The following is a 26,879-nucleotide window of genomic DNA, read 5'->3' on the forward strand; positions in this document are numbered from 1 at the left end:
TGTGCGGACGGCCCGGACCTCATCCAAGGAGAACGGTGACTGAAGAGCAGCAGTCCGCCCCATCGGGCGACGCCCCCGCGGAGACCCAGGGCCGTCGCGTCCTCGTCGCCGAGGACGAGACCCTCATCCGCCTCGACATCGTCGAGATCCTCACCGGCGCCGGCTACCAGGTGGTCGGCGAGGCGGACAACGGCGAGCAGGCGGTGGAGCTCGCGCGGGAGCACGAGCCCGAACTCGTCGTGATGGATGTCAAGATGCCCAAGATGGACGGCATCACCGCGGCGAAGGTGATCGCGGAGGAGCGCATCGCCCCCGTGGTCATGCTCACGGCCTTCTCGCAGCGTGATCTCGTCGAGTCCGCCCGCGAGGCCGGCGCGATGGCCTACGTGGTCAAGCCGTTCACCGAAAACGACCTCATCCCCGCGATCGAGGTCGCGGCCGCACGGTTCGATGAGATCCGAGCGCTGGAAGAGGAGGTCACCTCCCTGGCTGACAAGTTCGAGACCCGCAAGCTGGTCGACCGCGCGAAGTCGTTGCTGACCAGCAAGATGGGGCTGAGCGAGCCTGAGGCATTCCGCTGGATCCAGAAGACCTCCATGGACCGCCGGCTCTCGATGCGCGAGGTCGCTGAGACCGTCGTCGACCAGATGTCCTGACGGACTCGTCCACCTGTCGCCGTCTTCCGTCGGACGTGTCAGGGGTGGCGCCTAGGGTGTGAGACATGGACACCGCGGCGCCACACGCCGTGTGGCAGGACCCCGGCACGGACGCCGTTCGCGGCGTGCCACGCTGGCGCTGCGGCGTGCTGAAGCTGAGCAGGTTTGCGCCGCCCTCCAGGTGGTCGACGACGCCGACCGTCGCCTCGCCGCGCAGGATCTCACCGGGCAGCTGCGTGAGCTGGAGCGCCGGGCCGTCCGTGCCCAGATCGCAGGCGCGATGTGCCTGAGCGAGCACTCCGTGGCGACGCTGCTGAGGCAGGCTCGCACGGCACGCCGGGACCTGCCTCGGACCTGGCGGGGCTTCCGCGAGGGGCGGCTCGATGCCCGGACCCTGCGCCGCATCGTGGAGACCAGTGAGCAGCTCGTCCACCCTGCCAGCCTGGAGGCGCTCGACGCGCGGGCCACGGCCTGCGCCGAAGAGCGGCGTCCCGCACAGATCGACGCCTGGCTGCGCCGGTTCGTGGCTGTGCGTGAGCCGGAGGAGCATCGGCGCCGGGCACAGGCTGCCGAACGCGCCCGAGGTCTGTGGCTGGAGCACCTGGACGATGGGATGAGCCATCTGCACGCGCTGCTCCCCACACTGACCGCCGAGGCCATCCGGAACCGCCTGCGTGCTGTGGCCGTCAGTCCCACTCAGCCGATCCCTCACCACTCGACACTCACCCCGGACGGGTCGGAGAATTCTGACCCGGCCGGTGGACTCGCTGAGACGCGTGCGGGAGGCGACCCGCGCACTCTCGCCGAGCGTGAGGCTGACCTGTTTGCCGCCTGGCTGCTCGACGGTCGCACCGTGCGTGACGCGTCCGTCGAGGCGTCAGTGGCCGTGATGGTGCCGCTGGCGCCCCTGGCCGGACAGAGCGATGCGCCGGCTGTGATGCGCGACCGGTCCCGCCCGGTGCCGCCGGACCAGGTACTCGGGCTGCTGGCTGATCCTTCCACCCGCCTTCGGTGGCACACGATGATCGTTGACCTTGCGGAATCCGATCCCGACTCGCCCGATCTGCAAGCTCCGTCAGACGGGCCCGCCATCGGCCCGCCCGCCCGTGATGGGCGCAGGGGCGATCTGCTGAGCACGACGGACCCACCGTCTGACTCCGGAGCCTCACCGGCGCATCCCGGTCTCGGTCCGACGGGTGTGGAGTTCGACGTGCTCGCCCATGAATACAGCGGACGATTCGTGCCGCGTGTGCTGCGTGATGCGGTGTCCTTCCGTGACGGCACCTGCCAGGCGTCGGACTGCACCGTGCCCGCAGAACGATGCGACGCCGACCACCGGCTGCCCTGGCCCGCAGGCTCCACCGCGGCGGCCCATCTGCAGATGCTGTGCCGGCGGCATCACCGGATGAAGTCTCACGGTGTGCTGCCTCAGGCAGAAGACACGCGGGACCAGCGACCCGACGTTCAACACCCTGGCGTTCAGCACCCCGGCGATCATCGTCCGGACGTGGGTCGTGCCGCCGGGCCTCCCGCCCGCACCGTGGACCTGGTCTTCCCGCCGCAGCAGGTGGAGTACGTCTGCGCCGCCTGAACGCCCCTCTCAGCTCGGCGGGTGCTCTCAGCTCGGTGGGCCCATCTCGAAGTACACCGGGTGGTGTCGGCTGCACCCCGGGTTGAACGCCGCCCCGCAGCCGGTGCATCCTTCGGCCTGGAGGTACTCGGTGATGCTGAACCGCCGTCGGCACACGCCGCAGAGCAGGGCCTCGGCGTCATGCCGATCCGCGGGCCAAGGCAGCACAGAGTGGTCCTCGGCCCCGGCATGGCAGTGCAGGCAGGGGTACCAGCGTCCGCAGCAGTGGAATCGGATCGCCACCACGTCCAGTGCGGAGGCGTAGTGCACACAGCGGGTCTCGTCGTCCACCACGGGTCCTGCCACCTCGCCCGGGGACGGCTCACGGTGGGCGTCCTCCAGCGCGGCGCCGGTCTCCTGCAGCAGCCGGGTCACGGTGCGGACGGCAAGCCGGGCATGCCGATCGGGGCGGCTCAGAGCCACGATGGAGCGCTGCGCCCGGACACCGGTCAGCGGACGCAGCACGAGACCCTCACGGGGGCGGGTGGTGAACCCCGGCAGCAGGGCGGCGCCCATTCCGGCAGCCACCAGCGACTCCACGAGGCGGTTGTCGCGCAGCCGCACTCGACGGGACAGTGGGGCTCCGAGCTCGTTCTCCAGAGCCACGAGAACCGTGTCGAAGGGGTAGCCCGGGGGCACCCCGATCCACTCCAGCGCTTGCGCCTCCTCAGGGCCGATCGCTTCGGCGCCTGCCATCGGGTGGTCGGCCGGCAGCGCCACCACGAGGGGTTCATGCGCCACCACGGTGACGTTCAGCTCCTTCGTGCCCGCGGGGGCGTCTCCGCTCAGACTGTGGGCGATCACGATGTCGGAGTCGTGGGCGCGCGCCGCGAAATCAGCCTCGGCCAGGTCGAAGTCATCCAGGTCCACTACGATCCCTGTCCCAGCGGTCCGCGCCAGCAGGCCCGGCATGAGCGCCTCGCCGGCGCTGGGCAGCGTGCCCAGGGTGACGGTCCCGGCAGGGGCGCCGCGCCGAGCGTCCAGCTGGGCCTGCAGGTCGGCCATGCGCTCGGCGATGTCCGCCGCCCCGGCGGCCAGCAGCTCTCCCTCCGGTGTCAGCCGCACCGTGCGTGACGCCGGCTCCACCAGCCGCACCCCCAGGTCCCGCTCTGCCGCGCGCAGGTGCTGGGACACTGCCGAGGGAGAGCGGTGGGTGGCCTTCGCCACAGCAGCCAGTGTTCCGCGGGCGGCGAGCTCGCGGAGGAGTTCAAGATGTCGGTGCTCCATGGGAGGCATCATCCCACCCATTCGTCAGTTCTGCTTCACTGCAGGTGCAGAATGATGCGCTGGTGCTGATGAGTGCTGCGAGGAGAGACTGAACCATGCCCATCCGTCATGTCCTCCTCGCGCTCACCGTCGCTCTGCTCTGGGGCCTGAACTTCCTTGCCATCCATCTCTCGCTCCAGCAGTTCCCGCCGCTCTTCCTGGTCGCTCTGCGCTTCGCCGTCCTGGCCGTGCCGACCCTCATGCTGGTGCCGCGCCCGGACGTGCCGCTGCGCTGGCTGATCGGCTACGGGCTGGGCTTCGGCACCCTGCAGTTCTTCGGGCTGTATCTGGGCATGGCGGCGGGCTTCCCTGCAGGACTCGCCTCCCTGGTGCTGCAGTCGTCGGCACCCTTCACCGTGCTGCTCGGCGCGCTGCTGCTCCATGAGCGGCTCGGACTCCGCCGGGCCGTCGGCGTCTCCGTCGCGGTGGCCGGGCTGGTCGTCGTGGGGCTGGCCCGCGGGGGCCTCGACGGCTGGGCGCCCTTCCTGCTGGTGGTGCTCGGCGGCTTCGGCTGGGCCCTGGGGAACATCGCCTCGCGACAGGCCCGGTCCGAGAAGCCCATGCACCTGGTGCTGTGGATGACCGTGATCCCGCCGCTTCCGATGCTTGCCCTCTCGCTCACTGTCGAGGGACCGGAGCAGATCGCCCATTCCCTGACCACCGCCTTCACCGCGGCCGCCGTCCCGGCCTGGCTCGGCCTGCTCTACACCATCACTGCCGGAACCGTCATCGGCTCCGCGGTGTGGGTCTGGCTGATGGCCCGCCACCCGGCCAGCACCGTCGCGCCCTTCTCCCTGCTCGTGCCGGTGGTCGGGATCCTCACCGCGTGGGCGGCGCTCGGGGAGGTGCCGCTGCAGGGGGAGATCCTCGGTGGGGTCCTGGTGATCGGAGGGGTGCTCTGGGCCAACAGCCGGGCCCGGCGCCGGCCACCTGCGCAACCTGTGCCTGACCCTGTGCCTGACCTTATCGGCGAGCCCTCCACCACCTCCGCGCTCGTCTCACATTCCAGAACGGCGGCGAGGTGCCTCCCCGCGCCCTCCGAGCCCGGTATACGATCTGCCTATGGCACAGAGCACCAGTGAGGACACCCCGTTCACCCCTCCGCAGCCGGTCACCGGCCCGTCGACCGCCGAGAAGCCCCGCAGCTGGCAGGTCACCGACGGCTACACCCGCGCTCCCGCCCGCGGCATGCTCCGCGCCGTGGGCATGGGGGATGAGGACTTCTCCAAGGCGCAGATCGGCATCGCGAGCTCCTGGAACGAGATCACCCCCTGCAACCTCTCGCTGGACCGCCTGGCCCGTGCCTCGAAGGAGGGAGTCCACGCCGGAGGCGCCTATCCGCTGGAGTTCGGCACGATCTCCGTCTCCGACGGGATCTCGATGGGCCACGAGGGAATGCACTACTCGCTGGTCTCCCGCGAGGTCATCGCCGACTCGGTGGAGACCGTCATGCAGGCCGAGCGGCTCGACGGCTCCATCCTGCTGGCCGGCTGTGACAAGTCCCTGCCCGGCATGCTCATGGCCGCGGCCCGTCTCGACCTCTCCTCGGTGTTCCTCTACGCCGGATCGATCATGCCCGGCATCGCCCGCTTCGCCGACGGCACAGAGAAGGAGGTCACCCTGATCGACGCCTTCGAGGGCGTCGGTGCCTGTGCCCGCGGCGCCATCAGTGAGGCCGACCTCGACGTCATTGAGCGCGCCATCTGTCCCGGCGAGGGGGCCTGCGGCGGCATGTACACCGCCAACACCATGGCCGCCATCGGTGAGGCGCTGGGCATGTCCCTGCCGGGCTCCGCGGCTCCGCCCTCGGCGGACCGTCGTCGAGACACCTTCGCCCATCGTTCGGGCGAGGCTGTGGTGAACCTTCTCCGCCAGGGGATCACCACCCGCGACATCCTCACCAAGCCTGCCTTCGAGAACGCCATCGCTGTGACCATGGCTTTCGGCGGCTCCACCAATGCCGTGTTGCACCTGCTGGCCATCGCCCGGGAGGCCGGCGTCGACCTCACCCTGGACGACTTCAACCGCATCGGTGACAAGGTCCCGCACCTGGGAGACCTGAAGCCCTTCGGCCAGTACGTGATGGCCGACGTCGACCGGGTCGGCGGCGTCCCGGTGGTCATGCGCGCCCTGCTCGACGCGGGGCTGCTCCACGGCGACTGCCTCACGGTCACGGGCCGGACGGTCGCGGAGAACCTCGCGGCCATCAATCCGCCGGACATCGACGGCAAGATCATCCGCTCGCTGGACGACCCCATGCATCACAACGGGGGCATCGCCGTGCTGCGTGGATCCCTGGCGCCGGAGGGCGCGGTCGTGAAGTCGGCCGGCTTCGACGCCGAGGTCTTCGAGGGCACCGCCCGGGTCTTCGAGCGTGAGCAGGCTGCGCTGAAGGCCCTGGAGGAGGGGAAGATCCATGCCGGCGACGTCGTCGTCATCCGCTATGAAGGGCCCAAGGGAGGCCCCGGCATGCGCGAGATGCTGGCGATCACCGGCGCCATCAAGGGCGCCGGGCTCGGCAAGGACGTCCTGCTCATCACGGACGGCCGCTTCTCCGGAGGCACCACGGGATTGTGCATCGGCCATATCGCCCCTGAAGCGGTCGACGGCGGTCCGATCGCCTTCATCGCCGACGGCGATACCATCCGTGTGGACATCGCCGGACGTTCCATCGAGCTGGTGGTCGCCGAGGACGAGCTGGCCCGCAGACAGCAGGAATGGACTCCGCTGGAGCCGTATGTGACCACCGGTGTGCTCGGCAAGTACGCCAAGCTGGTGGGTTCGGCGGCCGAAGGGGCCTACTGCGGCTGAGCTCTGCCCCTGTCAGCCGAGCAGCGGCCCCAGCGCCTCAAGCTCCTCGGCGGTGAGCCGATCCTTGTAGAAGCGGTAGATGTTCTCCGTGGCGATCTTCCGTGCGCCGGTCGGGTCCTGGGCCTGGATGCGCTCGGTCAGTGCGGCCGCGTCCTGAGCAGAGCGGCGTAGCCGCGAGCTCAGCGCCGTGCTGTCGGTCTCGCCCCCGAGTCGCTGCCGGGCGATGGTCGTCAGCGCTCCGTCGACGGCCTGCCCGGTCGCCTGCAGCAGCTGGTTGCCGGAGGCGGCGCGGATGGCCGTGTGGAAGCCGGAGAGCAGCACGCCGAACTGCTCCGGGAGATCCGCAGGCGCCTCGGGCTCCGCGGTGGATGCCCGGTCGGCCAGATGCGTGAGGTCAGCGGCCCGGGCGGAGATCTCCTCCTTGGCCTGGGTGTCGTCCGAGGCAGCGGCGAGCAGCGCCGACTGGCCCTCCAGAAGCAGCCGGAACTGGATCAGCTCCGCTCGGGTCGTGCCCTGCTGGTGCGTCATGCGCAGCAGCGGGCGCTCCAGGGCCTGAGGAGTGAACGGCAGCACCTCGGGGCCCCGCGGGTCGCCCGCTCGGGTGTTGACGACCCCGGTGGCGTGCAGCACCCGCATCGCCTCACGCACCGTGGGCCGTGAGACCGAGAAGGTCTCCATCAGTCTCCGCTCGCCGGGGAGCCGATCGCCGGGGTGCAGCCTCCCCTCGCGGATCCCAGCCTCGATCTGCTCCACGATCATCTCGTAGGAGGGCACCTTCTTCACCGGTTCGAAGCGCATCTAACGCACCTTGTCTCTGAGTCGGGGGATGGCGGACACCAGCTCTTTCGTATAGGGGTGCTGAGGAGATTCCAGCACGTCCGCTGAGGGGCCGCACTCCACGATGTTGCCGGCCTTCATGACCGCCACGACATCACAGCTGTGACGGACCACATTGAGGTCATGCGAGACGAAGACCAGGGTGAGCCGGTACTCCTCGACGAGGTCGTCCAGCAGATTGAGGACCTGAGCACGCACGGAGACGTCCAGCGCAGACACAGCCTCATCGGCGATGAGGATCTCCGGCTTGGTGACCAGAGCCCGGGCGATGGCGATGCGCTGGCGCTGCCCGCCGGAGAACTCGTGCGGGTGCTTCGCGGCCGAGCTGAGTGGCAGCCCGACCTGCTGCAGGAGCTCGTCCACCCGGCGGCTCCGCTCGGTCCGGGACGCTGTTCGCAGCGGTTCGGTGATGATGTCTTCCACTGCCATCCGGGGATCCAGAGATCCCATCGGGTCCTGGAAGACGATCTGCATGGTCTCACGCAGCCAGCGCAGCTGCTTCTCCCGACGGCGGCTGATCACCTGTCCGCTCACCTCCACCTGACCTGAGCTCGGGTCGTCGAGCGCGGTGAGGAGTCGAAGCAGCGTCGACTTGCCGCAGCCGGACTCCCCGACGATTCCGAACCGCTGCCCTGCGGCCACGTCGAAGGAGACTCCCCGCAGCGCCCGCACGGTGCGACCGCGGCCGAGGAGCCCAGGGCTGCCGTACGTGCGGGTCAGGTCACGGACCCTGAGCGCCGGGTCCTCCACCTCGTTGAAGACGGGGGAGGAGCCGCCCTCGGTCAAGGTCTCATGCTGAACGGCCCCGGCCCCGGCTCCGGCCGGGGGTACGGGCGTCTCGACGGGATCCGGGCGTTCCGGGGGCGGTCCGTCCACGGTCACCAGTCGCCTGGTGGCCGGGTGCGTCTCGAGGGCGGAGGCGGCCATCAGCGCGCGGGTGTAGGGATGCTCCGGTGCGGTGAACACCCTGTCGAGGGGCCCGCTCTCCACGATCTGTCCGTGGCGCATGATGATCACCCGGTCGCACACCTCCGAGACCACGCCCAGATCATGGGTGACGAACAGCAAAGAGGAGCCTGCGCGCCTCACCTGTTCGGTCATGAGGTTCAGGGCCTGCTTCTGGACGGTGACGTCCAGGGCGGTGGTCGGCTCGTCGGCCAGCAGGAGGTCCGGCTCATTGGCCATGGCCATCGCCAGCATCACGCGCTGCCGCTGGCCCCCGGACATCTGGTGCGGGTAGACGGTGGCGGCACGGGCGGGCTCGGGGATGCGCACCGAGGAGAGCAGCTCGAGCATGCGCAGTCTGCGGTCTGTGGTCCTCGGCTGGTGGATCCGCAGGCTCTCGGTCAGCTGATCTCCCACCTTCATCAGAGGGTTCAGCGCCGTCATGGGCTCCTGGAAGACCATGGAGATCCGGTCTCCACGGAGAGTGGCCATCTGCTTCTCCTGCGCCGTCAGCAGGTCGACCGGCTGAGGGCCGCCGTGAAGAGTGACACGCCCGTCGGCGTGCAGGCCTGGACCGAGCAGGCCGATCACGGAGAGGCAGGTCAGGGACTTGCCTGACCCCGACTCGCCGATGAGGCCCACGCGTTCCCCACGGGAGATGCTGAAGTCGATGTTGCGGACCAGCCGGTCCGCGCCCGCGCGGACGGAGAGGCCTTCCACGCTCAGCAGGGGTTCTGCACGGCCGACGCTCAACGCGCCACCTCCATTCGCGGGTCGAACCGGTCCCTGAGCCCGTCGCCGAGCAGATTGAAACCCAGCACGGCGACGGCGACGGCCAGCCCTGGCCACAGTACGGTCAGGGGTGCGACATGCAGGACGGACTGGCCGTCCTGCAGCATACGGCCCCAGGAGGCTGTGGGCGGGGGAGTGCCCAGGCCGAGGAAGCTCAACGCCGCCTCCGCGAGGATGGCGATGGCGAATCCCACGGTGGCCTGGACGATCAGGATGCCGCGGATGTTCGGGAGCACATGACGCACCGCCAGATAGAGCGCTCCCCGCCCGGCGGCGCGGGCGGCCAGGGCGAATTCGCGGCTGAGGACCTGCAGAGTGCCCGAGCGGACGACTCTGGCCACACCCGGTGCGAGTCCGAGTCCCAGAGCGATGATGGCGGTCAGCGTGCTGGGCCCGAAGACCGCGGCGAGGATGATGGCCAGCAGCAGCGCTGGGAAGGCCTGGAGGATGTCATTGCCGCGCATCAGCCACATACCTGCGCCGCGGTCGGTCATCGCCGCGATGATGCCGAAGGGCACACCGAGGGCGAACCCCACCGTCACCGTGCCGAGCCCGACCAGCAGCGGCACCCGTGAGCCGGCCAGCAGCATCGACGCGATGTCCCGGCCCAGTCCGTCCGAGCCCAGCCAATGGTCGGCGCTGGGACCGGCCAGACGGTCGACCGCGTGGGTGGCTGTGGGGTCCTGGGGGGTCCAGAAGAGGGAGACCAGCGCCATCAGCAGCACGGCAGAGACCAGTACGCTGCCGGCGAGGATCATCGGGCCGCCGCCGCGGCGGCGACGGCGCAGAGGCGGCACCTCCTCAGTCTGCGGCGCGGAGCGGTTCTCCGGGCTGCTCTTCCTCGTGCTCATCTCGTGCTCCTGAGGCGGGGGTCGATGACGGGGCGCACCAGGTCCACCAGCAGGTTGACCACGAGCACCAGGATCACCACACACATCACGATCGACTGGATCATGATGAGATCGCGGTTGGCCACCGCCCGGATCAGGGTGGACCCGAGCCCGGGGATGACGAACACCGTCTCGATGACCACGGCCCCGATGATGAGGTTGGCGAACTCGATGCTGGTCACCGTGACCACGGGCACCAGGGCGTTGCGGAGTCCGTGACGGATCAGGGTCCTGCCCGGGGTGAGGCCCTTGGCCCGGGCGGTGCGCATGAAGTCCTCCCGCATCACCTCCAGCACCGCAGCACGGGTGTAGCGTGCCAGGATGGCTCCGTTGACCAGGCCGAGGGCGAGTGCCGGGAGGGCCAGATGTCGGAGGAAGTCCACGCCCGCCGCCGGCGGCGACCACCCTCCCGAGGGCAGCCACCCCAGGGCCACCGCGAAGACCGCGATGAGGAGCAGGCCGGCCAGGAAGTTGGGCACGGAGATGCCCAGCTGGCTCAGGCCGGAGAAGAGCGCACCGTCGGGGCGGTGGTGACGCACGGCGGAGAGGATGCCCAGGGGCAGCGCGATGAGGACTGCCACGCAGATGCCGCCCAGCACCAGCAGCAGCGACACCTGGAGCGCATCGAGGACCTGGGGGGCCACCGGCGTGCGGGACGCGTAGGACAGTCCCATGTCGCCGCTGAAGAAGCCGGTGACCCATTCCAGGTAGCGGACCGGCAGCGGCCTGTCCGCGCCCAGCTGCTGGCGCAGCGCCTGCACCTGCTCCTCGCTCGCCTGAAGGCCCAGCTGCGCCCTCGCCGGGTCACCGGGCAGCACCCCCAGCAGGAAGAAGACCACCACTGAGGCGACCATCACCGTCAGGACGAAGACGCCCAGCCGACGGATCACGTGCAGCAGCATGGTTCTCCTCCACCCGCTCGGATCACTCGGCGACGGTGACGTCGGACAGGTCGATGCCCACGCCCAGGTCGTTCTCGGGCAGGCCGGAGATGCCCTCGGTGGAGAGGACCACGTTCGGCGCGTTGTACAGCCACACCCCGGGGGTGTCCGCGACGATCTGCTCGGTGAGCTCCTGCATCGTCGCCACGTACTCGTCGTCATCGGTGGCGGAGGCGGCCTCGGCGAAGAGGTTCTGTGCCTCCGGAGAGTCGTAGCCCCAGTAGTAGTCGGCGTGGGCGTAGTTGGCCATGTTCCGGGGCTCCACGTGGTTCACCAGAGTGAGGTCGAAGTTCTGGTCGACCATGTTCTCCTCGACCCATACGGCGGGGAACTCCTGCGTCTGCAGGGTCACCTCGATGCCGACCTCGTTGAGATTGTCCTGGATCACCTGGGCGGAGGCCTCCGCGTAGGCCCTGTTCGGCACGGTGAAGGTCAGCGAGAGGTCCTCGACCCCCGCAGAGTCCAGCTTCTCCCGGGCCAGCTCGGGGTCGTGCTCATAGGTGGTGGAGAAGTCGACGAAGTAGGGATCAGTGGGAACGGTCGGTCCGCCCAGGATCTCCCCGTAGCCGGCAGTGGCGGCCGCGAGGACCGATTCCCTGTCGATGGCGTGCTGGAGGGCCTCACGCACCGCGGGCTGGGCCAGGGCCTCGTGGTCGGGGTTCATCGACATCACCACCACGCCCTGGGTCGAGCCCACCAGGACGTCGACGTCGTCCTCGGCCTCGAGGCTCTCCAGCTGGTCATAGGCCTCGGAGCGAAGGATGGCGTCCACACCGCCGGTGCGGATGGCGTTGGCGGCGGCGGAGGCGTCTTCGTAGTAGACCAGCTCCACCGTGGCGGTCCCGGCCGGTTCGCCCCAGTACTCATCATGGCGCGCGAACTCCATGCGCACCGCGTTCTCGTAGGTCACGAATTCGAAGGGGCCGGTGCCGTTGGCCTCGGTGGCCAGGCTGTCGACGCTGTCGGGGGAGAACATGGTGCCCAGCGGACCGGCCAGCCAGAAGAGCGCGTCGTAGTCCGGCTCGGAGAGCACCACGGTGACCTCGTGATCGTCCACGACCTCCACCGAGTCGATGGCCGACAGGTCCTCGGGGGTGTTGGCGGACCACTCGTCCAGCCGCTCCAGCGAGAACTTCACGATCTCGGCGTCGAACTCAGTGCCGTCGTGGAAGGTCACTCCTTCGCGCAGCTGGAACGTGTACTCCAGGCCGTCGTCGCTGATCTCCCAGGACTCGGCCAGCAAGGGCTGGAGCTCGCCCTGGGAGTCGACGCGCACCAGACCCTCGTAGACGTTGTAGAGCAGCGCTTCGAAGATCGCGGCACCGCCTGTGGTGGTGAAGTCCAGGTTCGCCGGCACTGCGAACATGCCGATGCTGACGCTCGCGTCGTCGGCGACGACGCCGTCGCTGTCGGTGCCGTCGGCCGGAGAGGCGTCATCGGCGCCGGCGTCGCAGGCGGTCATCAGCGTCAGGGCGCCGATGGCCAGGACCGCGGTGAGTGCCGTGCTGGATGGGGCTGGTCTCATGATGGTGTCCTTGTCTCTCAGCGTCCGGGGATGACATGGTCGGTGACTCGCCCGCGCGGCCAGGGTCGGGAGGCGTTCTGCGGACGCTCACCCTCGAAGAAGGCCGCCGCGGCCAGCGCGGTGCGATCCTGGTGGCGCTGGGCGGCGATCTGGAGGCCCACAGGGCTCCCCTCCGAGGTGAATCCGGCGTTCACGGAGGCGGCGGGCATGCCCGCGAAGTTGTAGCCCACACAGAAGTGGATGTGCTCCATGGCCCGATGCACGTCATTGGACGGCATCGGCCACTCCGCGGGGAAGGCCGCGCCGGGGGAGATCGGGGAGAGCACGATGTCGAGGCCGGCCGAGGCGTCCAGCACGGTGCGGCCCAGCTCGATCTGAGCATCATGGGCCTCCAGAGCCTCCTCGGCGCTGATCGACGAAGCTGCCCGGCACCAGTCGGCGATGAACGGCAGCATCTTCGCCTGCTGCTCTGGCGCGAGCTGCTGGTATCTCCTCCAATGGCTGGCGCGCCAGAACTTGTCGATGAGGTCCACCGTGCCCGGCGTCAGATAAGGGGGCACCTCCACGACCTCCGCTCCCGCGGCGACGAAGGTCTCAGCCGCCCGCCGGATGAGGGCGGCGACCTCCGGATCGACCGGGGCGCCGTCGCCGATGTCCAGCATCAGGCCCACGTGCAGCCCGATCGGGTCCAGCTCGAGGTCGAGCCAGTCTGTGCCGTCCTCACGCAGCGACCAGGGATCTGCCGGATGCGGCCCGGCGAGCACGCTCATCGCTCGGGCCAGGTCGGCCGCGCTGCGCCCCATCGGGCCGATCGTGCGTCCTGGGTAGGGCGGGTCCACGGCGATTCTGCCGTAGGTCGGTTTCAGCCCGGCGACCCCGCACCAGGACGAGGGCAGACGGATGGACCCGCCGATGTCCGAGCCGAGATTGATCGGGGCATAGCCGGCGGCAGAGGCGGCCCCGGCTCCTCCGGAGGAACCGCCTGGGCTCCATTCCAGGTTCCAGGGGTTGCGGGTGATCGGGTGGGCGGACGAGATGCCGGAGGAGAGCATGCCGAGCTCAGACATGGTGGTCCGTCCCAGCACGCAGGCTCCGCCGCGCAGTGCCCTGTCCAGCACGGGGGCGTTCTGCCCGGCCGGTATCGGGAGGTTGGATGCTGAGCCCAGGATGGTCGGCCGGCCCGCCACCTGTTGGTTCTCCTTCAGGGTGAGGGGGATCCCGTCCAGAGAGCCCAGGGGCCTGGACCGTTCCCAGCGCCGGGCCGAGGCTTCGGCGGCGGCCAGAGCCGCCTCGTCGTACCGGTCGTACATCGCTCTCAGGGAGGGTTCGAGGGCATCCATCCGGTGGAGGCAGGAGTCGACGACGTCGACCGGGCTCAGCTCGCCCGAGGCGTAGCCCGAGGCCATCTGCCCCGCGTCGAGATCCGAGAGATGAGGTGCGGACAGCGATTCCATGGAGTGACCCCCGCAGCGTCGAGATTCAGTGTGCAATGCATCACGTGGACAGGTATGTTACTGGCCTGGCCAGTAGGAGGCCAGGGTGGGGAGTCCTCACGGGGGAGTCGGCGGGGTGAATCGGCCGTCGATCGCAGTCCACCCCCCGTCGACGCGAAGGCTGGTGCCGGTGACGTAGCCGGCGGCGTCCGAGGCGAGGAAGACCACCGCCCCGGCGAGCTCGGAGGGCACGGACCAGCGGCCCAGCGCGCTCTTGGAAGCGTAGGCCTGGTACCACTGCGGGTCGGACTTGATCTGGTGCGTCAGGGACGTCTCCACCACTCCGGGGGCGATGGCATTGACTCTCACCCCCGCCTCGCCGAACTCGGCGGCGGCGGTCTTCACCAGCTGCACGGCTCCCGCCTTGGTCGCGGCGTAGACCGACTGGCCCGGCTCCACCACCTCCTCGCGGATGGAGGAGAAGACGATGATGCTGCCGCTTCTGCGTGCCACCATCGGCGCCCCGAACTGTTGGATGACCATGAACGTGCCCTTGAGATTGAGCGACACCACGCGGTCGAACTCCTCTGGGGAGTAGTCCAGGATTCTCTTCCGGACGTTCATGGCGGCGGTGAGCACCACCGCGTCCAGCGGGCCCAGATCCTGGGCCGCCCGGCGGACGGCCGCGGCGTCGGTGACGTCCAGCTGCAGCGGGTCGCCCGCCACCTCCTCGGCGGCGGACTGTGCTGTGCCGATGTCCTGGTCTGCGCAGGTGACGTGGGCCCCGTGGTCCTTCAGGGCCTTGGCCGCCTCGAGGCCGATTCCCCCGGCGCCGATGACCAGCGCCCGGCGTCCGTCCAGGCGGAACAGGTCCCTGTACGTGTGCGTCGTGCTCATCGTGCTCCTTCGATGCCTAGTCCGGCCGGATGATGGCCATCCGGGTGACGGTGAGTTCCTCGATGGCGAATCTGGGCCCCTCGCGTCCTATGCCGGAGTCCTTCACCCCGCCGTAGGGCATGATGTCTGAGCGGAAGCCCGGCACCTCGTTGACGACGACGCCACCGACCTCGAGCTCGTCGATGGCCCGGAACGCGTTGGTCAGCGACCGGGTGAAGATGCTGGCATGGAGGCCATAGCGGGAACGGTTCACCATCTCGAGGGCCGCGTCGAGGTCAGGCACCGACCGGACCCCGATCACCGGCGCAAAGATCTCCTCGCCCCATGCCTGCGCCGACTCCGGCACGTCCAGCAGCACGGTGGGTTCCACGGCCCCGGCGGTGGCGTGGCCCCCGTGCAGGATCCGGGCGCCGAGGCGTTCTGCCTCGGCCACCCAGCGAAGGGTGCGTTCGGTGGCCGCGGCATCGATGAGCGGCGCGACATCGGTGGCGGGGTCCCGCGGGTCACCGACCCGAAGGGCCTCGACCAGTGGGGTGAGCTCGGTCAGAAACGCCTCACGGACGGCCTCGCAGACCACCACCCGCTGCACCGCGATGCACGCCTGCCCGTTGAAGTAGTACCCACCGCGAACCACGGCCTCCGCGGCCCTGGCGGGATCTGCCTCGGCATCGACGATCAGCGCCGCATTCGACCCCAGCTCCAGGAGGGTCTTCCGTGGGGCCGCATCCCGGGCGATCTGGTGGCCGACGGCGTCTGAGCCGGTGAACGAGACTGCTGCCACCCGGGGGTCGGTGACCAGATGGCGGCCCACCTCGGCGTCTCCGGTGACCACCTGGATGATCTCCGGAGGCGCGCCGTGTGCGGTCGCCGCCTCTCGGACCAGGGTCGCCAGCCACAATGTCGTCAGGGGAGTGGCCGGGGCGGGTTTGCAGATCACCGGGCAGCCCGCGGCGAGAGAGGGTGCGATCTTGTGGCTGGCCAGCAGCAGGGGTGCGTTGAAGCCGGTGATGCCGACCACCAAGCCGATCGGCCGCCGGGTCCAGAACCCATGCATCCCGGCGCCGGAGGCCTGCAGGTCGAGCGGCACGGTCTCGCCATGGATATGAGCGATCTCCTCAGCGGCGGCCGACCACGTGACCAGGGTGCGCGAGACCTCCATCTCGCAGTCCCTGCGCACCTTGCCGGTCTCTGCCACGAGCAGCGCTACGAACTCATCGGCGCGGCTGCGCAGTGCCTCGTGGACGTCCAACAGAATCTCCCTCCGGACCTTGGAGGTGAGCCTGCCCACGGTCCTGGTTGCTGCGGCTCCGGCGCCCAGTGCTCGCTGCGCATGCTCCACCAGTCCGACCGGCGCGTGGGCGACGACTGAGCCGTCGAAGGGGAAGACGACTTCGGAGGTCGGCACATCCTGCACCCATCCAGGACCGAGGGGGAGCCCGTGGGGGATCGACGCCAGGCAGAGATCGGGTCGCTGGTCCATGGTGAGGTTCTCCTGGTCCGGGATGACGAGCGGCGCGGGGTACTGGTCAGGCCAGTAGTGGGCCCCCTATAGTTTGATCCAGGTCACACTGAGCGGTCAAGGTCCGGAGCTCGCATGAGGAATGGCCACCGCTCTCAGCCAGGTCAGGATGGAGAGGACAGGACCGCCATGAGGACGTATCGGCTCGCCGTCGTCAAGGGCGACGGCATCGGCCCTGAGGTGACAGAGGCCGCGTTGCGAGGGATGCATGCCGCGGCGCGGCGCTGCGGCTTCAGTCTGGACACGGCAGACGTCGATCTCGGGGCCGAGCGCTACCTGCGCACCGGGGAGGTGCTGGACGAGGGGACCGTCTCCGCCCTGCGAACCCACGACGCCGTGCTCCTGGGCGCCGTCGGAGACCCCAGGGTGCCCCCGGGCATCCTGGAACGCGGCCTCATCGTCGCGCTGCGGGTCGCCTTCGCCCAGTCGGTCAACATTCGTCCCGTCCGGCTGTATCCGGGAGTGCAGAGCCCCATCCGCGGAGTCACTGCCCAGAACTGCGACCTGGTGGTCATCCGCGAGAACACCGAGGGTCTCTATACCGGGGGAGGGACCCTCGCCCATGCCGGCACTCCCCATGCGGTGGCCGTCCAGAACTCCCTGACCACGGTCGCCGCCACCACGGACACCGTGGAGTTCGCCTTCCGGCTCGCGCAGGAGCGACGTCGCCGGGTGACCTTGTGCCACAAGACGAACATCCTGATGCATGCCGGGCAGCTGTGGCAGGAGGTGGTGGACCAGGTGGCTCTGCGCTACCCCGAGGTGGAGCACGACTACGTCCACGCCGACGCGATGTGCCAGCATCTGCCGCTGGATCCGGGCCGCTTCGACGTGGTGGTCACGGACAACCTCTTCGGGGACATCATCAGTGATCTCGGGGCGACGGTGCAGGGCGGCCTCGGCCTGGCCGCCAGCGCCAACTACAACGTGGCAGGCTCGGCTCCGAGCATGTACGAACCGGTGCATGGGTCGGCACCGGACATCGCGGGGAAGGGGTGGGCCAACCCCGCTGCTGCGGCCCTCTCGGCGGCGCTGTGTCTGGCCGGCCTCGGTGAGCGGGAGGCCGCACTGTGTCTGGAGGCGGCCACAGCCTCCGTGCTGGCGGAGCTGCCTTCTCTGGCCGGCCCCGGCATGGGCAGCGACACCGCCGCACTGGGTGAGCGCATCGCTGCCCGGGTCATGGACGTCGACCCGGCACAGCACGCGGGTGGAGGCGGATCCCTGATGAGTGCTCTGAGTCGGCTCGCCCGGGAAGGGGCGACGGCCGTGATCTGAGCCGTCCACTCAGTGAGACGGGTTCATGGTCTGTTGACACCCGTCATGCGCCCGGGAAGCATAGAGGCCATGCGTCACCTGCTACGAGTAGCCGTACTCGCCGCCGGGGGAGAAGTGGAGTGATCCACCTTCCTCAGGGTGGTCCGAGCCCTGTTCGTGGCGGGCGGGACGACGGTCGCACCCTGAGCTGACGTATACGCTCAACCCCGGTAGAGAGCCCCAGCAGGGACGCTTTTCTGTCGGGGTTTCTCCTTTCCGGGTTCCCGCATCACCCGCCCAGGGACAGGACAACAGGAAGTCAACGATGAGCACACCAGCTGCGACGAGCCCCGCGGCGCTGGCCGCGAAGAGGCCGCGCCCCAGTCACACGACCTCGACCGATCGTCGTCTCTACGGACCAGGCCAGCCGGTGGAACCTGTGCAGGTCACCGGCTCCCAGTCGATCGTCCGCAGCCTCGAGGCACTCGGCGTGACCGATGTCTTCGGCATCCCCGGCGGCGCCATCCTGCCGACCTATGACCCGCTCATGGACTCCGCCACGGTGAACCACATCCTCGTCCGTCACGAGCAGGGTGCGGGCCATGCGGCTCAGGGCTACGCGATGGTCACCGGGGAGGTCGGCGTCTGCTTCGCCACCTCCGGACCCGGCGCCACCAACCTCGTCACGCCGCTGGCGGACGCGCACATGGATTCCGTGCCCATGGTTGCGATCACCGGTCAGGTGAACGCGCAGGTGATCGGAACCGATGCGTTCCAGGAGGCCGACATCGTCGGGATCGCCACCCCGATCACCAAGCATTCCTTCCTGGTCACCGACGCCGACACCATCCCGCAGGTCATGGCCGAGGCGTTCCACCTGGCCTCCTCCGGACGGCCCGGACCGGTGCTGGTGGACATCACGAAATCCGCCCAGACCGCGCAGACGACCTTCTCTTGGCCGCCGAAGATCGGTCTCAACGGGTACCGGCCGGTGACCCGCGGACATGCCAAGCAGGTGCGTGAGGCGGCCAAGCTCATCCGCGAGGCGAGCCGCCCGGTGTTCTACATCGGCGGCGGCGTGATCAAGGCCGACGCCTCCGCGGAGTTCGCGGCCCTGGCGGAGACAGTGGGCGCGCCGGTCGTCAACACGCTGATGGCTCGCGGCGCCTTCCCCGACTCCCACGATCTCAACGTCGGCATGCCTGGCATGCATGGGACGGTCTCAGCCGTCGCCGCCCTGCAGCGCGCCGACCTGCTCATCACTCTCGGTGCCCGCTTCGATGACCGCGTCACCGGCCAGCTGGACAGCTTCGCGCCCGATGCCAAGGTCATCCACGCCGACGTGGACCCGGCGGAGATCTCCAAGAACCGGCTCGCCGACGTGCCGATCGTCGGGTCGCTGAAGGAGATCGTCCCGGAGCTCGACGCCGCGCTGACCGACCTGTTCGAGAAGGAGGGCCGGACGGAGATCGAGGGCTGGTGGCGTCAGCTGCGGCGTCTTCGCGAGACCTACCCGCTGGGCTGGACCGAGCCCGAGGACGGCGCGATCGCGCCGCAGAAGGTCATCGAGCGCATCGGCAAGGCCGCCGGCCCGGAGGCGATCTACGTGGCCGGGGTCGGTCAGCATCAGATGTGGGCCGCCCAGTTCATCGACTACGAGCGCCCCCGCCAGTGGCTGAACTCCGGCGGCCTGGGCACCATGGGCTACTCGGTGCCGGCCGCGATGGGCGCCCAGGTGGGCAATCCCGAACGGGTGGTCTGGGCCATCGACGGCGACGGCTGCTTCCAGATGACCAACCAGGAGCTGGCCACCTGCGCCATCAACGACATCCCGATCAAGGTCGCGGTGATCAACAACTCCTCCCTGGGCATGGTCCGCCAGTGGCAGACGCTGTTCTACGAGTCGCGCTACTCCAACACGGACCTCAACACGTCGCTGAACCCCTCCGGCGAGGCCGTCGTGCGCATCCCTGACTTCCTCAAGCTGGCAGAGGCCTATGGCTGTGTGGGCCTGCGCTGCGAGCGGGAGGAGGACATCGACGACGTCATCGCCCAGGCGATGGCGATCAACGACCGTCCCGTGGTGGTCGACTTCGTGGTCAGCAGAGACTCGATGGTGTGGCCGATGGTGCCGGCAGGGGTGTCCAACAGCGACATCCAGGTCGCCCGCAACATGACGCCGGAATGGGACGAGGAGTAGACCATGACCAGCCCTCAGCCGAACCCCGGTGCCCAGCGCCGCACCCTGTCCGTCCTCGTCGAGGACGTGCCCGGTGTCCTGACCCGTGTCTCGGGCCTCTTCGCCCGCCGGGCCTTCAACATCGACTCCCTCGCGGTCGGCCCCTCCGAGATCGCCGGGCTGTCCCGCATCACGGTCGTGGTCGATGCCGACGCCGAGCTTCTCGAGCAGATCACCAAGCAGCTCAACAAGCTCATCAACGTCATCAAGATCATCGAGCTGGCACCGGAGAACTCGGTGCAGCGCGACCACCTGCTGATCAAGGTCAAGGCCGACTCGCCGACCCGGCTGCAGGTGACCCAGGCGGTGGACCTCTTCCGCGCCAAGATCGTGGACGTCTCCGTGGACTCGCTCACCGTCGAGGCCACCGGCGCCCCGGACAAGCTCAACGCCTTGCTGGAAGTGCTCGAGCCCTACGGCGTGCGGGAGATCGTGCGCTCCGGCACGCTGGCCATCAGCCGAGGCTCGAAGTCCATGACAGACCGGGCGCTCCGCTGAGCGGCCCGGGCCCCACCCACGACATCCCTCATCAGAAGAACCCATCACTCAAGGAGATCTCGACGTGACTGACCTCTACTATGACGACGACGCCGACCTGTCTGTCCTCAGCGACAAGAAGGTGGCCGTCATCGGCTACGGCTCGCAGGGCCACGCCCACTCGCTCTCGCTGCGGGACTCGGGTGTGGACGTGCGAGTCGGTCTCAAGGAAGGCTCCAGCTCCAAGGCCAAGGCCGAGGAGCAGGGACTGACCGTCAAGCCGGTGGCCGAGGCCGCCGCCGAGGCCGACGTCATCATGATCCTGGTCCCGGACCAGCACCAGGCCGCGGTCTACTCCTCGGAGATCGAGCCGCACCTCAAGGCCGGCGATGTGCTGCTGTTCTCCCACGGGTTCAACATCCGCTACGGCTTCATCACCCCGCCGAAGGACGTGGACGTCGCCATGGTCGCCCCGAAGGGCCCGGGCCACGTGGTCCGCCGCGAGTACGAGGCGGGTCGTGGTGTGCCGGCGCTGATCGCTGTGGAGCAGAACCCCAGCGGCCGGGCCAAGGAGATCGCCCTGGCCTACGCCAAGGGCATCGGCGGCACCCGTGCCGGCGTCATCGAGACCACCTTCACCGAAGAGACCGAGACCGACCTGTTCGGCGAGCAGGCGGTGCTGTGCGGCGGCGCCTCCCAGCTGGTGCAGTACGGCTTCGAGACCCTCACAGAGGCCGGTTACAAGCCCGAGATCGCCTACTTCGAGGTCCTGCACGAGCTGAAGCTGATCGTCGACCTCATGGTCGAAGGCGGCCTCACCAAGCAGCGTTGGTCGATCTCCGACACCGCCGAGTTCGGCGACTACGTCTCCGGCCCGCGGGTCATCTCCCCGGAGGTCAAGGAGAACATGAAGGCCGTGCTCGCCGACATCCAGGACGGCGGCTTCGCGAAGCGCTTCATGGACGACCAGCGCAACGGCGGCGCTGAGTTCGCCGAGCTGCGGAAGAAGAACGAGGCGCACCCGATCGAGTCCACCGGTCGCGAGCTGCGCAAGCTGTTCTCCTGGATCACCCAGGAGGACGACTACACCGAGGGCACAGCCGCCCGCTGAGCCGCTAGAGTGTGTGGGGCCGGGCCGGTCACCGGCCCGGCCCCACACGTCTGACCGGAGCATGACAGACCACCCATCACCGAGAAGAAGGACACTGTGAGCATCAACCGCCCCGTCGTCGTACTCGCCGAGGAACTCTCTCCCGCCACCGTCGAGGCCCTCGGGCCGGACTTTGAGATCCGTCAGTCCGACGGGACCGATCGCCAGCGTCTCTTCGCCGATCTCTCGGACGCCGATGCGCTCATGGTGCGCTCGGCCACCACTGTCGACGCCGAGGTGCTCAGCCACGCGCCCCGGCTGAAGGTCGTCGCCCGCGCCGGCGTCGGACTGGACAACGTGGACATCAAGGCGGCCACCGCCGCCGGCGTCATGGTGGTCAACGCCCCGACGTCGAACATCATCTCCGCGGCCGAGCTGACCTGTGCTCACATCCTCGGTCTGGCCCGGCACATCGCGCCGGCCACCCGAGCGCTCAAGGACGGGGAGTGGAAGCGCTCCAAGTACTCCGGCGTCGAGCTGCAGGACAAGGTCCTGGGCGTCATCGGACTGGGCCGCATCGGTGGCCTGGTCGCAGAGCGTATGAAGTCCTTCGGCATGGAGCTCATCGCGTACGACCCCTACGTCACCTCGGCGCGCGCCCATCAGATCGGCGCCCAGCTGGTGACCCTCGAGGAGCTGTTCGCCAAGGCGGACGTCATCACCATCCACATGCCGAAGACCCCCGAGACTCTGGGCATGCTCAACCGTGAGGCCTTCGAGAAGATGAAGGACACCGCGTTCGTGGTGAACGTGGCCCGCGGCGGACTGGTCGACGAGGCAGATCTCGAGGCGGCTCTGGCGGAGGGCCTCATCGGGGGCGCCGCCATCGACGTCTTCGCCAGCGAGCCCTCCACCGACCTGCCGTTCTTCGGCCGGGAGAATGTGGTGGTCACCCCGCACCTGGGCGCCTCCACCTCCGAAGCCCAGGAGAAGGCCGGCGTCTCCGTGGCGCGATCAGTGCGCCTGGCCCTGGCCGGCGAACTGGTGCCCGACGCGGTCAACGTGGCCGGGGGCGCCATCGACGAGCTCGTCCGCCCCGGAATCCCGCTCATCGAGAAGCTGGGCCGGGTGCTCAACGCGCTGGCCTCGGATGCCTTCACCGACGTCGAGACCGAAGCCGCCGGCGAGATCGCCGAGCACAACGTCGACGCTCTGCAGCTGGCCGCCCTGAAGGGCCTGTTCACCGATGTCGTCTCCGAGCAGGTCTCCTATGTCAACGCGCCGATCCTGGCCGAGCAGCGCGGCATCGCCACCCGGCTGACCACCACCCCTGACGTCGAGGACTACCGCAACGCGCTCACCGTCCGCGGCGCCACGGCCTCCGGGGTCAACCTGGAGGTCCGCGGCACGCTCACCGGTCCGAAGCAGATCGAGAAGATCGTGGGCGTCAACGGCTACGACCTCGAGATCCCGCTGACCGACCACCTGGTGATCTTCGAGTATGCGGACCGCCCCGGTGTGGTCGGCGCCCTCGGCCGGATCCTCGGCGAGGCCGAGGTGAACATCGCCGGGATGCAGGTCTCCCAGGACACCCGGGAGGAGCGCGCCCTGGCCGTGCTGGCGGTCGACGCGGCCCTGCCTGCCGGTGTGCTGGAGACCATCTCCCAGGAGGTCGGCGCGGCCCTGGCCGCTGAGGTCGACCTCGAAGAACGGAACTGAGAGGAACTGAGGGGCGACCACTGATGTCACGACCCGCCTACTATCTGACGACGGCGATCACCTACCCCAACGGTGAGCCGCACATCGGCCATGCCTACGAGTACATCTCGGCCGACGTGATGGCCCGCTTCAAGCGCCTCGACGGGTACGACGTCCGTTTCCTCACCGGCACCGACGAGCACGGGCAGAAGGTCCAGCAGACCGCTCAGGCTGAGGGGATCACCCCCTACGCTCTGGCCACGCGGAACGCCCAAGCGATCAAGAGGGTGGACGATGAGGTGCTCGGCATCTCCTATGATCGCTTCATCCGCACCACCGACGACGACCACTACGTGGCCTCTCAGGCGATCTGGCGGCGGATGGTCGAGGCCGGGGACATCTACCTCGACAAGTACGCCGGCTGGTACTCGGTGCGTGACGAGCGGTTCTTCGCCGACGACGAGACCGAGGTCCGTGAGGACGGCGAGCGATTCGCGATCGAGACCGGCACGCCGGTGACCTGGACCGAGGAGGAGAGCTACTTCTTCCGGCTCTCCGCCTACCAGGAGAAGCTCCTCGAGCTCTATCGGTCCCACCCGGAGTTCGCCGCGCCGGCCAGTCGCTTCAACGAGGTCATCCGCTTCGTGGAGAGCGGCCTGGAGGACCTCTCCATCTCCCGGACCACCTTCGACTGGGGGGTCCCGGTGCCGAAGGATCTCACGGCCGGGCAGACGGAGCTGGACCATGTGATGTACGTCTGGGTGGACGCGCTGACGAACTACCTCACCGGGGCCGGGTTCCCGGACACCGAGTCCGAGGAGTTCCGGCGGCGCTGGCCCGCCGATCTGCACATCATCGGCAAAGACATCTCCCGGTTCCACTGCATCTTCTGGCCGGCGTTCCTGATGAGCGCCGGCCTGGAGCTGCCGCGCCGGGTGATGATCCACGGATTCCTGCACAATGCGGGGGAGAAGATGTCCAAGTCGGTGGGCAACGTGGTCGCCCCGGCCGCGTGGACCGAGGCCTACGGCCTCGACGCCGTGCGGTTCTTCCTGCTGCGGGAGTTCCCCTACGGCCAGGACGGCTCCTACACCCATGAGGCCGTCGTCGGACGGAAGAACTCGGACCTGGCCAACAACCTGGGCAACCTGGCGCAGCGTTCGCTGTCGATGATCGCGAAGAACTGCGAAGGCGCTCTGCCGGTCGCGGGTGAGCTCAGCGAGGAGGACCGGGCGATCCTGGACCAGGCCGCCGGGCTGCTGGAGATCTGCCGCGCCGCCTATGGGAAGCAGGACTTCCACCGGGCGCTCGAACGCACCTGGTACGTGCTCGGGGAGGCCAACGCCTATTTCGCCGAGCAGGCGCCCTGGCAGCTGAAGAAGACGGATGTGGAGCGCATGAACACCGTGCTGTGGGTGACCGCCGAGGTCCTCCGCCGGGTCGCTCTGCTCATCCAGCCGGTGATGCCGGGCTCGGCCACCCTGCTGCTGGACGCCCTGAGCGTGGATGCCGGCGGCGACGCCGGTGCCACCAACGCCTCCAACACCGGTCCGCGCAGCTTCGCCGCCTTCGATGAGGAGCTCGTCGCAGGCACTCCGATCGCGAAGCCGCAGCCGATCTTTCCGCGGCACGAGGAGCCGGTCGTGGTCTGAACCGGGCCGTCGGGTGTCGCCCGGGGTCTCAGATGCTGAGAGCTCAGGTGCTTCTCTCGCCGCCCGGCGGGAGAAGCACCTAGCCTGAGGGACATGTCTGACATCGTTGCGCAGAACCCCATCGGCACCACGTTCGACATCGCCGTCGTCCCCGGGGACGGCATCGGCCCCGAGGTGATCGCCGAGGCTCGCCGCGTGCTCCAGTCCGTGCTCGACGCGGCCTCAGTGGCGGTGACCTGGACCGAGTACTCGCTGGGCGCCGCCCACTGGGTGGAGACTGGGGAGACGCTCTCGGAGGCGACTCTGGAGCGGCTGCGCGGCCATGATGCCATCCTCTTCGGTGCCGTGGGCGCCGACCCGCAGGACACCCGCATCCCCTCGGGGCTCATCGAGCGGGAGCTGCTGCTGAAGCTGCGGTTCAGCCTCGACCACAGCATCAACCTGCGTCCGGCCCGCACCTACCCGGGCACCGCCACTCCGCTGGCCGGAGACCCGGAGATCGACTTCGTCGTGGTCCGGGAGGGCACCGAAGGGCCCTACGTGGGCAACGGCGGAACGATCCGTCGCGGCACCGCCCATGAGATCGCCACCGAGGTCTCGCTGAACACCGCGCACGGGGTGCGCCGTGTCGTCGCAGACGCCTTCTCCCGTGCCGCACAGCGCCGCGGCCGGCTGACTCTGGTCCACAAGCACAATGTGCTCACGCACGCCGGGGACCTGTGGCGCCGCACCGTGGAGGAGGCCGCCGCCGAGCATCCCGAGGTCAGCTGGGACTACATGCACGTCGACGCCGCCACGATCCACATGGTGCAGGACCCTGCGCGCTTCGACGTCATCGTCACCGACAACCTCTTCGGTGACATCCTCACCGATCTTGCCGCGGCGGTCACCGGCGGCATCGGCCTCGCCGCCTCCGGGTCGATCAACGTCGAAGGCTCGGCGCCCTCGATGTTCGAGCCGGTGCATGGCTCCGCCCCGGACATCGCCGGCCGGCAGATCGCCGACCCGACCGCGGCCGTCCTCTCCGGCGTCCTGATGCTGCAGCACCTCGGACTCGCCGAGCCCGCCGCGCGCCTGGAGCAGGCCGTGCACGCTCAGCTCGCGGAGTGGGCCCGGGACCCCGAGGCGGCTCGCGGGCTGAGCACCGCCCAGCGCGGCGAGGCTCTCCTGGCCCGACTCGGCTGAGAGGTTCCCGAGCCGTCGGTCAGCGGTAGAGTGGACCGCACGCAGAGAACGAGCGAAAGGCTGTTCCCATGACGTTCGACGTCACCTCACACCCTGAGCCGACGACGGAGGCCCGTCGCCAGCAGATCCTGGCCGACCCGGGCTTCGGCACGAACTTCACCGACCACACCGCGGTGATCGACTGGACCCAGGGCGCCGGCTGGCACGGGGCCCGCGTGGAGCCCTACGGTCCCATCACCCTGGACCCGGCCGCGGCCGTGCTGCACTACGCGCAGGAGATCTTCGAGGGCATGAAGGCATACCGTCATGCCAACGGCGGAGTCCACACCTTCCGTCCGCGGGAGAACGCGCGCCGGATGAACCGCTCAGCCCGCCGGATGGCCATGCCGCAGCTCGACGAGGAGCTGTTCGTGCAGTCGCTGGAGGCGCTGGTCGGGATCGACGCCGACTGGGTCCCCAGCGGCGAGGGCGAGGCGCTGTACCTGCGCCCGTTCATGTTCTCCACCGAAGCCTTCCTCGGGGTGCGCCCGGCACGGGAGTTCACCTATCGGGTCATCGCCTCGCCGGCCGGCAACTACTTCGGCGGCGAGCTCAAGCCTGTCCGGATCTGGGTCACCCGGGACTTCACCCGTGCGGCGCCCGGGGGGACCGGCGACGCGAAGACCGGCGGGAACTACGCCGCCTCGCTGGCCGCCCAGGCGCAGGCCACTGAGAAGGGCTGCGACCAGGTGCTGTTCCTGGACCCGCTGCATGACAACGCCATCGAAGAGCTGGGCGGGATGAACGTCTTCCTGGTCACCGCCGACGGTCGGCTGATCACCCCCGAGCTGACCGGCACCATCCTCGAGGGGATCACCCGGGACTCCGTCATCCAGCTCGCCAGGGACCGCGGCCTCCAGGTCGAAGAACGTCGCGTCACCCTCGACGAGTGGGACCGCGGAGTGCAGGACGGCACCGTCACCGAGGTCTTCGCCTGCGGCACCGCCGCGGTCATCACGCCGATCGGCGAGCTGCTCGACGGCGACCGCACCATCGCCTCCACCGGAACCGGTGAGGTCACCCAGTCGATCCGTGCCGAGCTGCTCGGGATCCAGACGGGGACGGTCGCGGATCGCCACGGCTGGATGCACCGTCTCGTCTGA

At 69.1% G+C, this 26,879-nt stretch carries 21 protein-coding genes; 12 read left to right on the forward strand and 9 right to left on the reverse strand.

Translation table 11 applies throughout. The annotated features are described in order from the left end of the window. The first annotated feature begins 35 nt into the window (after positions 1-35). A complete protein-coding gene (locus HNR09_RS13625) occupies positions 36-656 on the forward strand; it encodes an ANTAR domain-containing response regulator (RefSeq protein WP_179542529.1) in 621 nt (206 codons plus the stop codon). 91 nt (positions 657-747) lie between these two features. Continuing rightward, a complete protein-coding gene (locus tag HNR09_RS13630; RefSeq protein WP_179542530.1) occupies positions 748-2,247 on the forward strand; it encodes a DUF222 domain-containing protein in 1,500 nt (499 codons plus the stop codon). Positions 2,248-2,274: 27 nt separating this feature from the next. On the opposite strand, the gene HNR09_RS13635 is transcribed toward HNR09_RS13630, so the two are convergent. After that, positions 2,275-3,513 carry a LysR substrate-binding domain-containing protein gene (locus HNR09_RS13635; protein WP_179542531.1) on the reverse strand — a complete coding sequence of 413 codons (1,239 nt, stop codon included), beginning with the start codon at positions 3,511-3,513 and terminating at the stop codon, positions 2,275-2,277. Positions 3,514-3,608: 95 nt separating this feature from the next. On the opposite strand from HNR09_RS13635, the gene HNR09_RS13640 reads away from it, so the two are divergent. Next, positions 3,609-4,634: an EamA family transporter gene (locus tag HNR09_RS13640; protein ID WP_179542532.1), complete on the forward strand. Its 1,026-nt coding sequence runs from the start codon at positions 3,609-3,611 to the stop codon at positions 4,632-4,634. Then, positions 4,615-6,363: a dihydroxy-acid dehydratase gene (gene ilvD / locus HNR09_RS13645; protein WP_179542533.1), complete on the forward strand. Its 1,749-nt coding sequence runs from the start codon at positions 4,615-4,617 to the stop codon at positions 6,361-6,363. The genes HNR09_RS13640 and ilvD overlap by 20 nt, the downstream gene beginning before the upstream one ends. Before the next feature lie 12 nt (positions 6,364-6,375). Here ilvD and HNR09_RS13650 read toward each other — a convergent pair whose 3' ends face one another. The 8 genes from HNR09_RS13650 to HNR09_RS13685 form a co-directional block, all read right to left on the reverse strand. Further along, positions 6,376-7,161, reverse strand: coding sequence for a FadR/GntR family transcriptional regulator (locus HNR09_RS13650; RefSeq protein ID WP_179542534.1), 786 nt, complete (start codon positions 7,159-7,161; stop codon positions 6,376-6,378). Further along, a complete protein-coding gene (locus tag HNR09_RS13655) occupies positions 7,162-8,898 on the reverse strand; it encodes a dipeptide ABC transporter ATP-binding protein (RefSeq protein WP_179542535.1) in 1,737 nt (578 codons plus the stop codon). It lies immediately after the preceding gene. After that, positions 8,895-9,788, reverse strand: coding sequence for an ABC transporter permease (locus HNR09_RS13660; protein WP_179542536.1), 894 nt, complete (start codon positions 9,786-9,788; stop codon positions 8,895-8,897). Before HNR09_RS13660 ends, HNR09_RS13655 begins: the two co-directional genes overlap by 4 nt. Beyond that, positions 9,785-10,729: an ABC transporter permease gene (locus HNR09_RS13665; RefSeq protein ID WP_179542537.1), complete on the reverse strand. Its 945-nt coding sequence runs from the start codon at positions 10,727-10,729 to the stop codon at positions 9,785-9,787. Before HNR09_RS13665 ends, HNR09_RS13660 begins: the two co-directional genes overlap by 4 nt. A gap of 22 nt (positions 10,730-10,751) precedes the next feature. Next, positions 10,752-12,293, reverse strand: coding sequence for an ABC transporter substrate-binding protein (locus HNR09_RS13670; RefSeq protein WP_179542538.1), 1,542 nt, complete (start codon positions 12,291-12,293; stop codon positions 10,752-10,754). A gap of 17 nt (positions 12,294-12,310) precedes the next feature. Next, positions 12,311-13,747: an amidase gene (locus HNR09_RS13675; RefSeq protein WP_179542539.1), complete on the reverse strand. Its 1,437-nt coding sequence runs from the start codon at positions 13,745-13,747 to the stop codon at positions 12,311-12,313. A gap of 96 nt (positions 13,748-13,843) precedes the next feature. After that, positions 13,844-14,623, reverse strand: a complete 780-nt coding sequence (locus HNR09_RS13680; protein ID WP_179542540.1) for an SDR family NAD(P)-dependent oxidoreductase — start codon at positions 14,621-14,623, stop codon at positions 13,844-13,846. A gap of 16 nt (positions 14,624-14,639) precedes the next feature. Continuing rightward, entirely contained in the window at positions 14,640-16,103 is a 1,464-nt protein-coding gene (locus HNR09_RS13685; protein ID WP_179542541.1) for an aldehyde dehydrogenase family protein, read from the reverse strand. A 168-nt stretch (positions 16,104-16,271) separates the two neighbouring features. Between HNR09_RS13685 and HNR09_RS13690 the strand changes: the two genes are divergently transcribed. The 8 genes from HNR09_RS13690 to HNR09_RS13725 all read left to right on the forward strand — a co-directional run bounded on the left by HNR09_RS13690 (position 16,272) and on the right by HNR09_RS13725 (position 26,879). Next, positions 16,272-17,417, forward strand: a complete 1,146-nt coding sequence (locus HNR09_RS13690) for a 3-isopropylmalate dehydrogenase (RefSeq protein ID WP_179542542.1) — start codon at positions 16,272-16,274, stop codon at positions 17,415-17,417. Between the two features lie 304 nt (positions 17,418-17,721). After that, positions 17,722-19,596: an acetolactate synthase large subunit gene (locus HNR09_RS13695; protein WP_179542543.1), complete on the forward strand. Its 1,875-nt coding sequence runs from the start codon at positions 17,722-17,724 to the stop codon at positions 19,594-19,596. A 3-nt stretch (positions 19,597-19,599) separates the two neighbouring features. Then, positions 19,600-20,133 (forward strand): acetolactate synthase small subunit, encoded by a 534-nt coding sequence (ilvN, locus tag HNR09_RS13700; protein WP_179542544.1) that lies wholly within the window; start codon positions 19,600-19,602, stop codon positions 20,131-20,133. 64 nt (positions 20,134-20,197) lie between these two features. After that, positions 20,198-21,223, forward strand: coding sequence for a ketol-acid reductoisomerase (gene ilvC, locus HNR09_RS13705; RefSeq protein ID WP_179542545.1), 1,026 nt, complete (start codon positions 20,198-20,200; stop codon positions 21,221-21,223). Positions 21,224-21,319: 96 nt separating this feature from the next. Then, a complete protein-coding gene (gene serA, locus HNR09_RS13710; RefSeq protein ID WP_179542546.1) occupies positions 21,320-22,921 on the forward strand; it encodes a phosphoglycerate dehydrogenase in 1,602 nt (533 codons plus the stop codon). A 23-nt stretch (positions 22,922-22,944) separates the two neighbouring features. Next, positions 22,945-24,552 carry a methionine--tRNA ligase gene (gene metG / locus HNR09_RS13715; RefSeq protein WP_179542547.1) on the forward strand — a complete coding sequence of 536 codons (1,608 nt, stop codon included), beginning with the start codon at positions 22,945-22,947 and terminating at the stop codon, positions 24,550-24,552. Between the two features lie 93 nt (positions 24,553-24,645). Beyond that, positions 24,646-25,737, forward strand: a complete 1,092-nt coding sequence (locus HNR09_RS13720; RefSeq protein ID WP_179542548.1) for a 3-isopropylmalate dehydrogenase — start codon at positions 24,646-24,648, stop codon at positions 25,735-25,737. 68 nt (positions 25,738-25,805) lie between these two features. Then, positions 25,806-26,879, forward strand: a complete 1,074-nt coding sequence (locus HNR09_RS13725; RefSeq protein WP_179542549.1) for a branched-chain amino acid aminotransferase — start codon at positions 25,806-25,808, stop codon at positions 26,877-26,879.

This window comes from Nesterenkonia xinjiangensis, from assembly GCF_013410745.1.
In the GTDB taxonomy this organism is placed as follows: domain Bacteria; phylum Actinomycetota; class Actinomycetes; order Actinomycetales; family Micrococcaceae; genus Nesterenkonia; species Nesterenkonia xinjiangensis.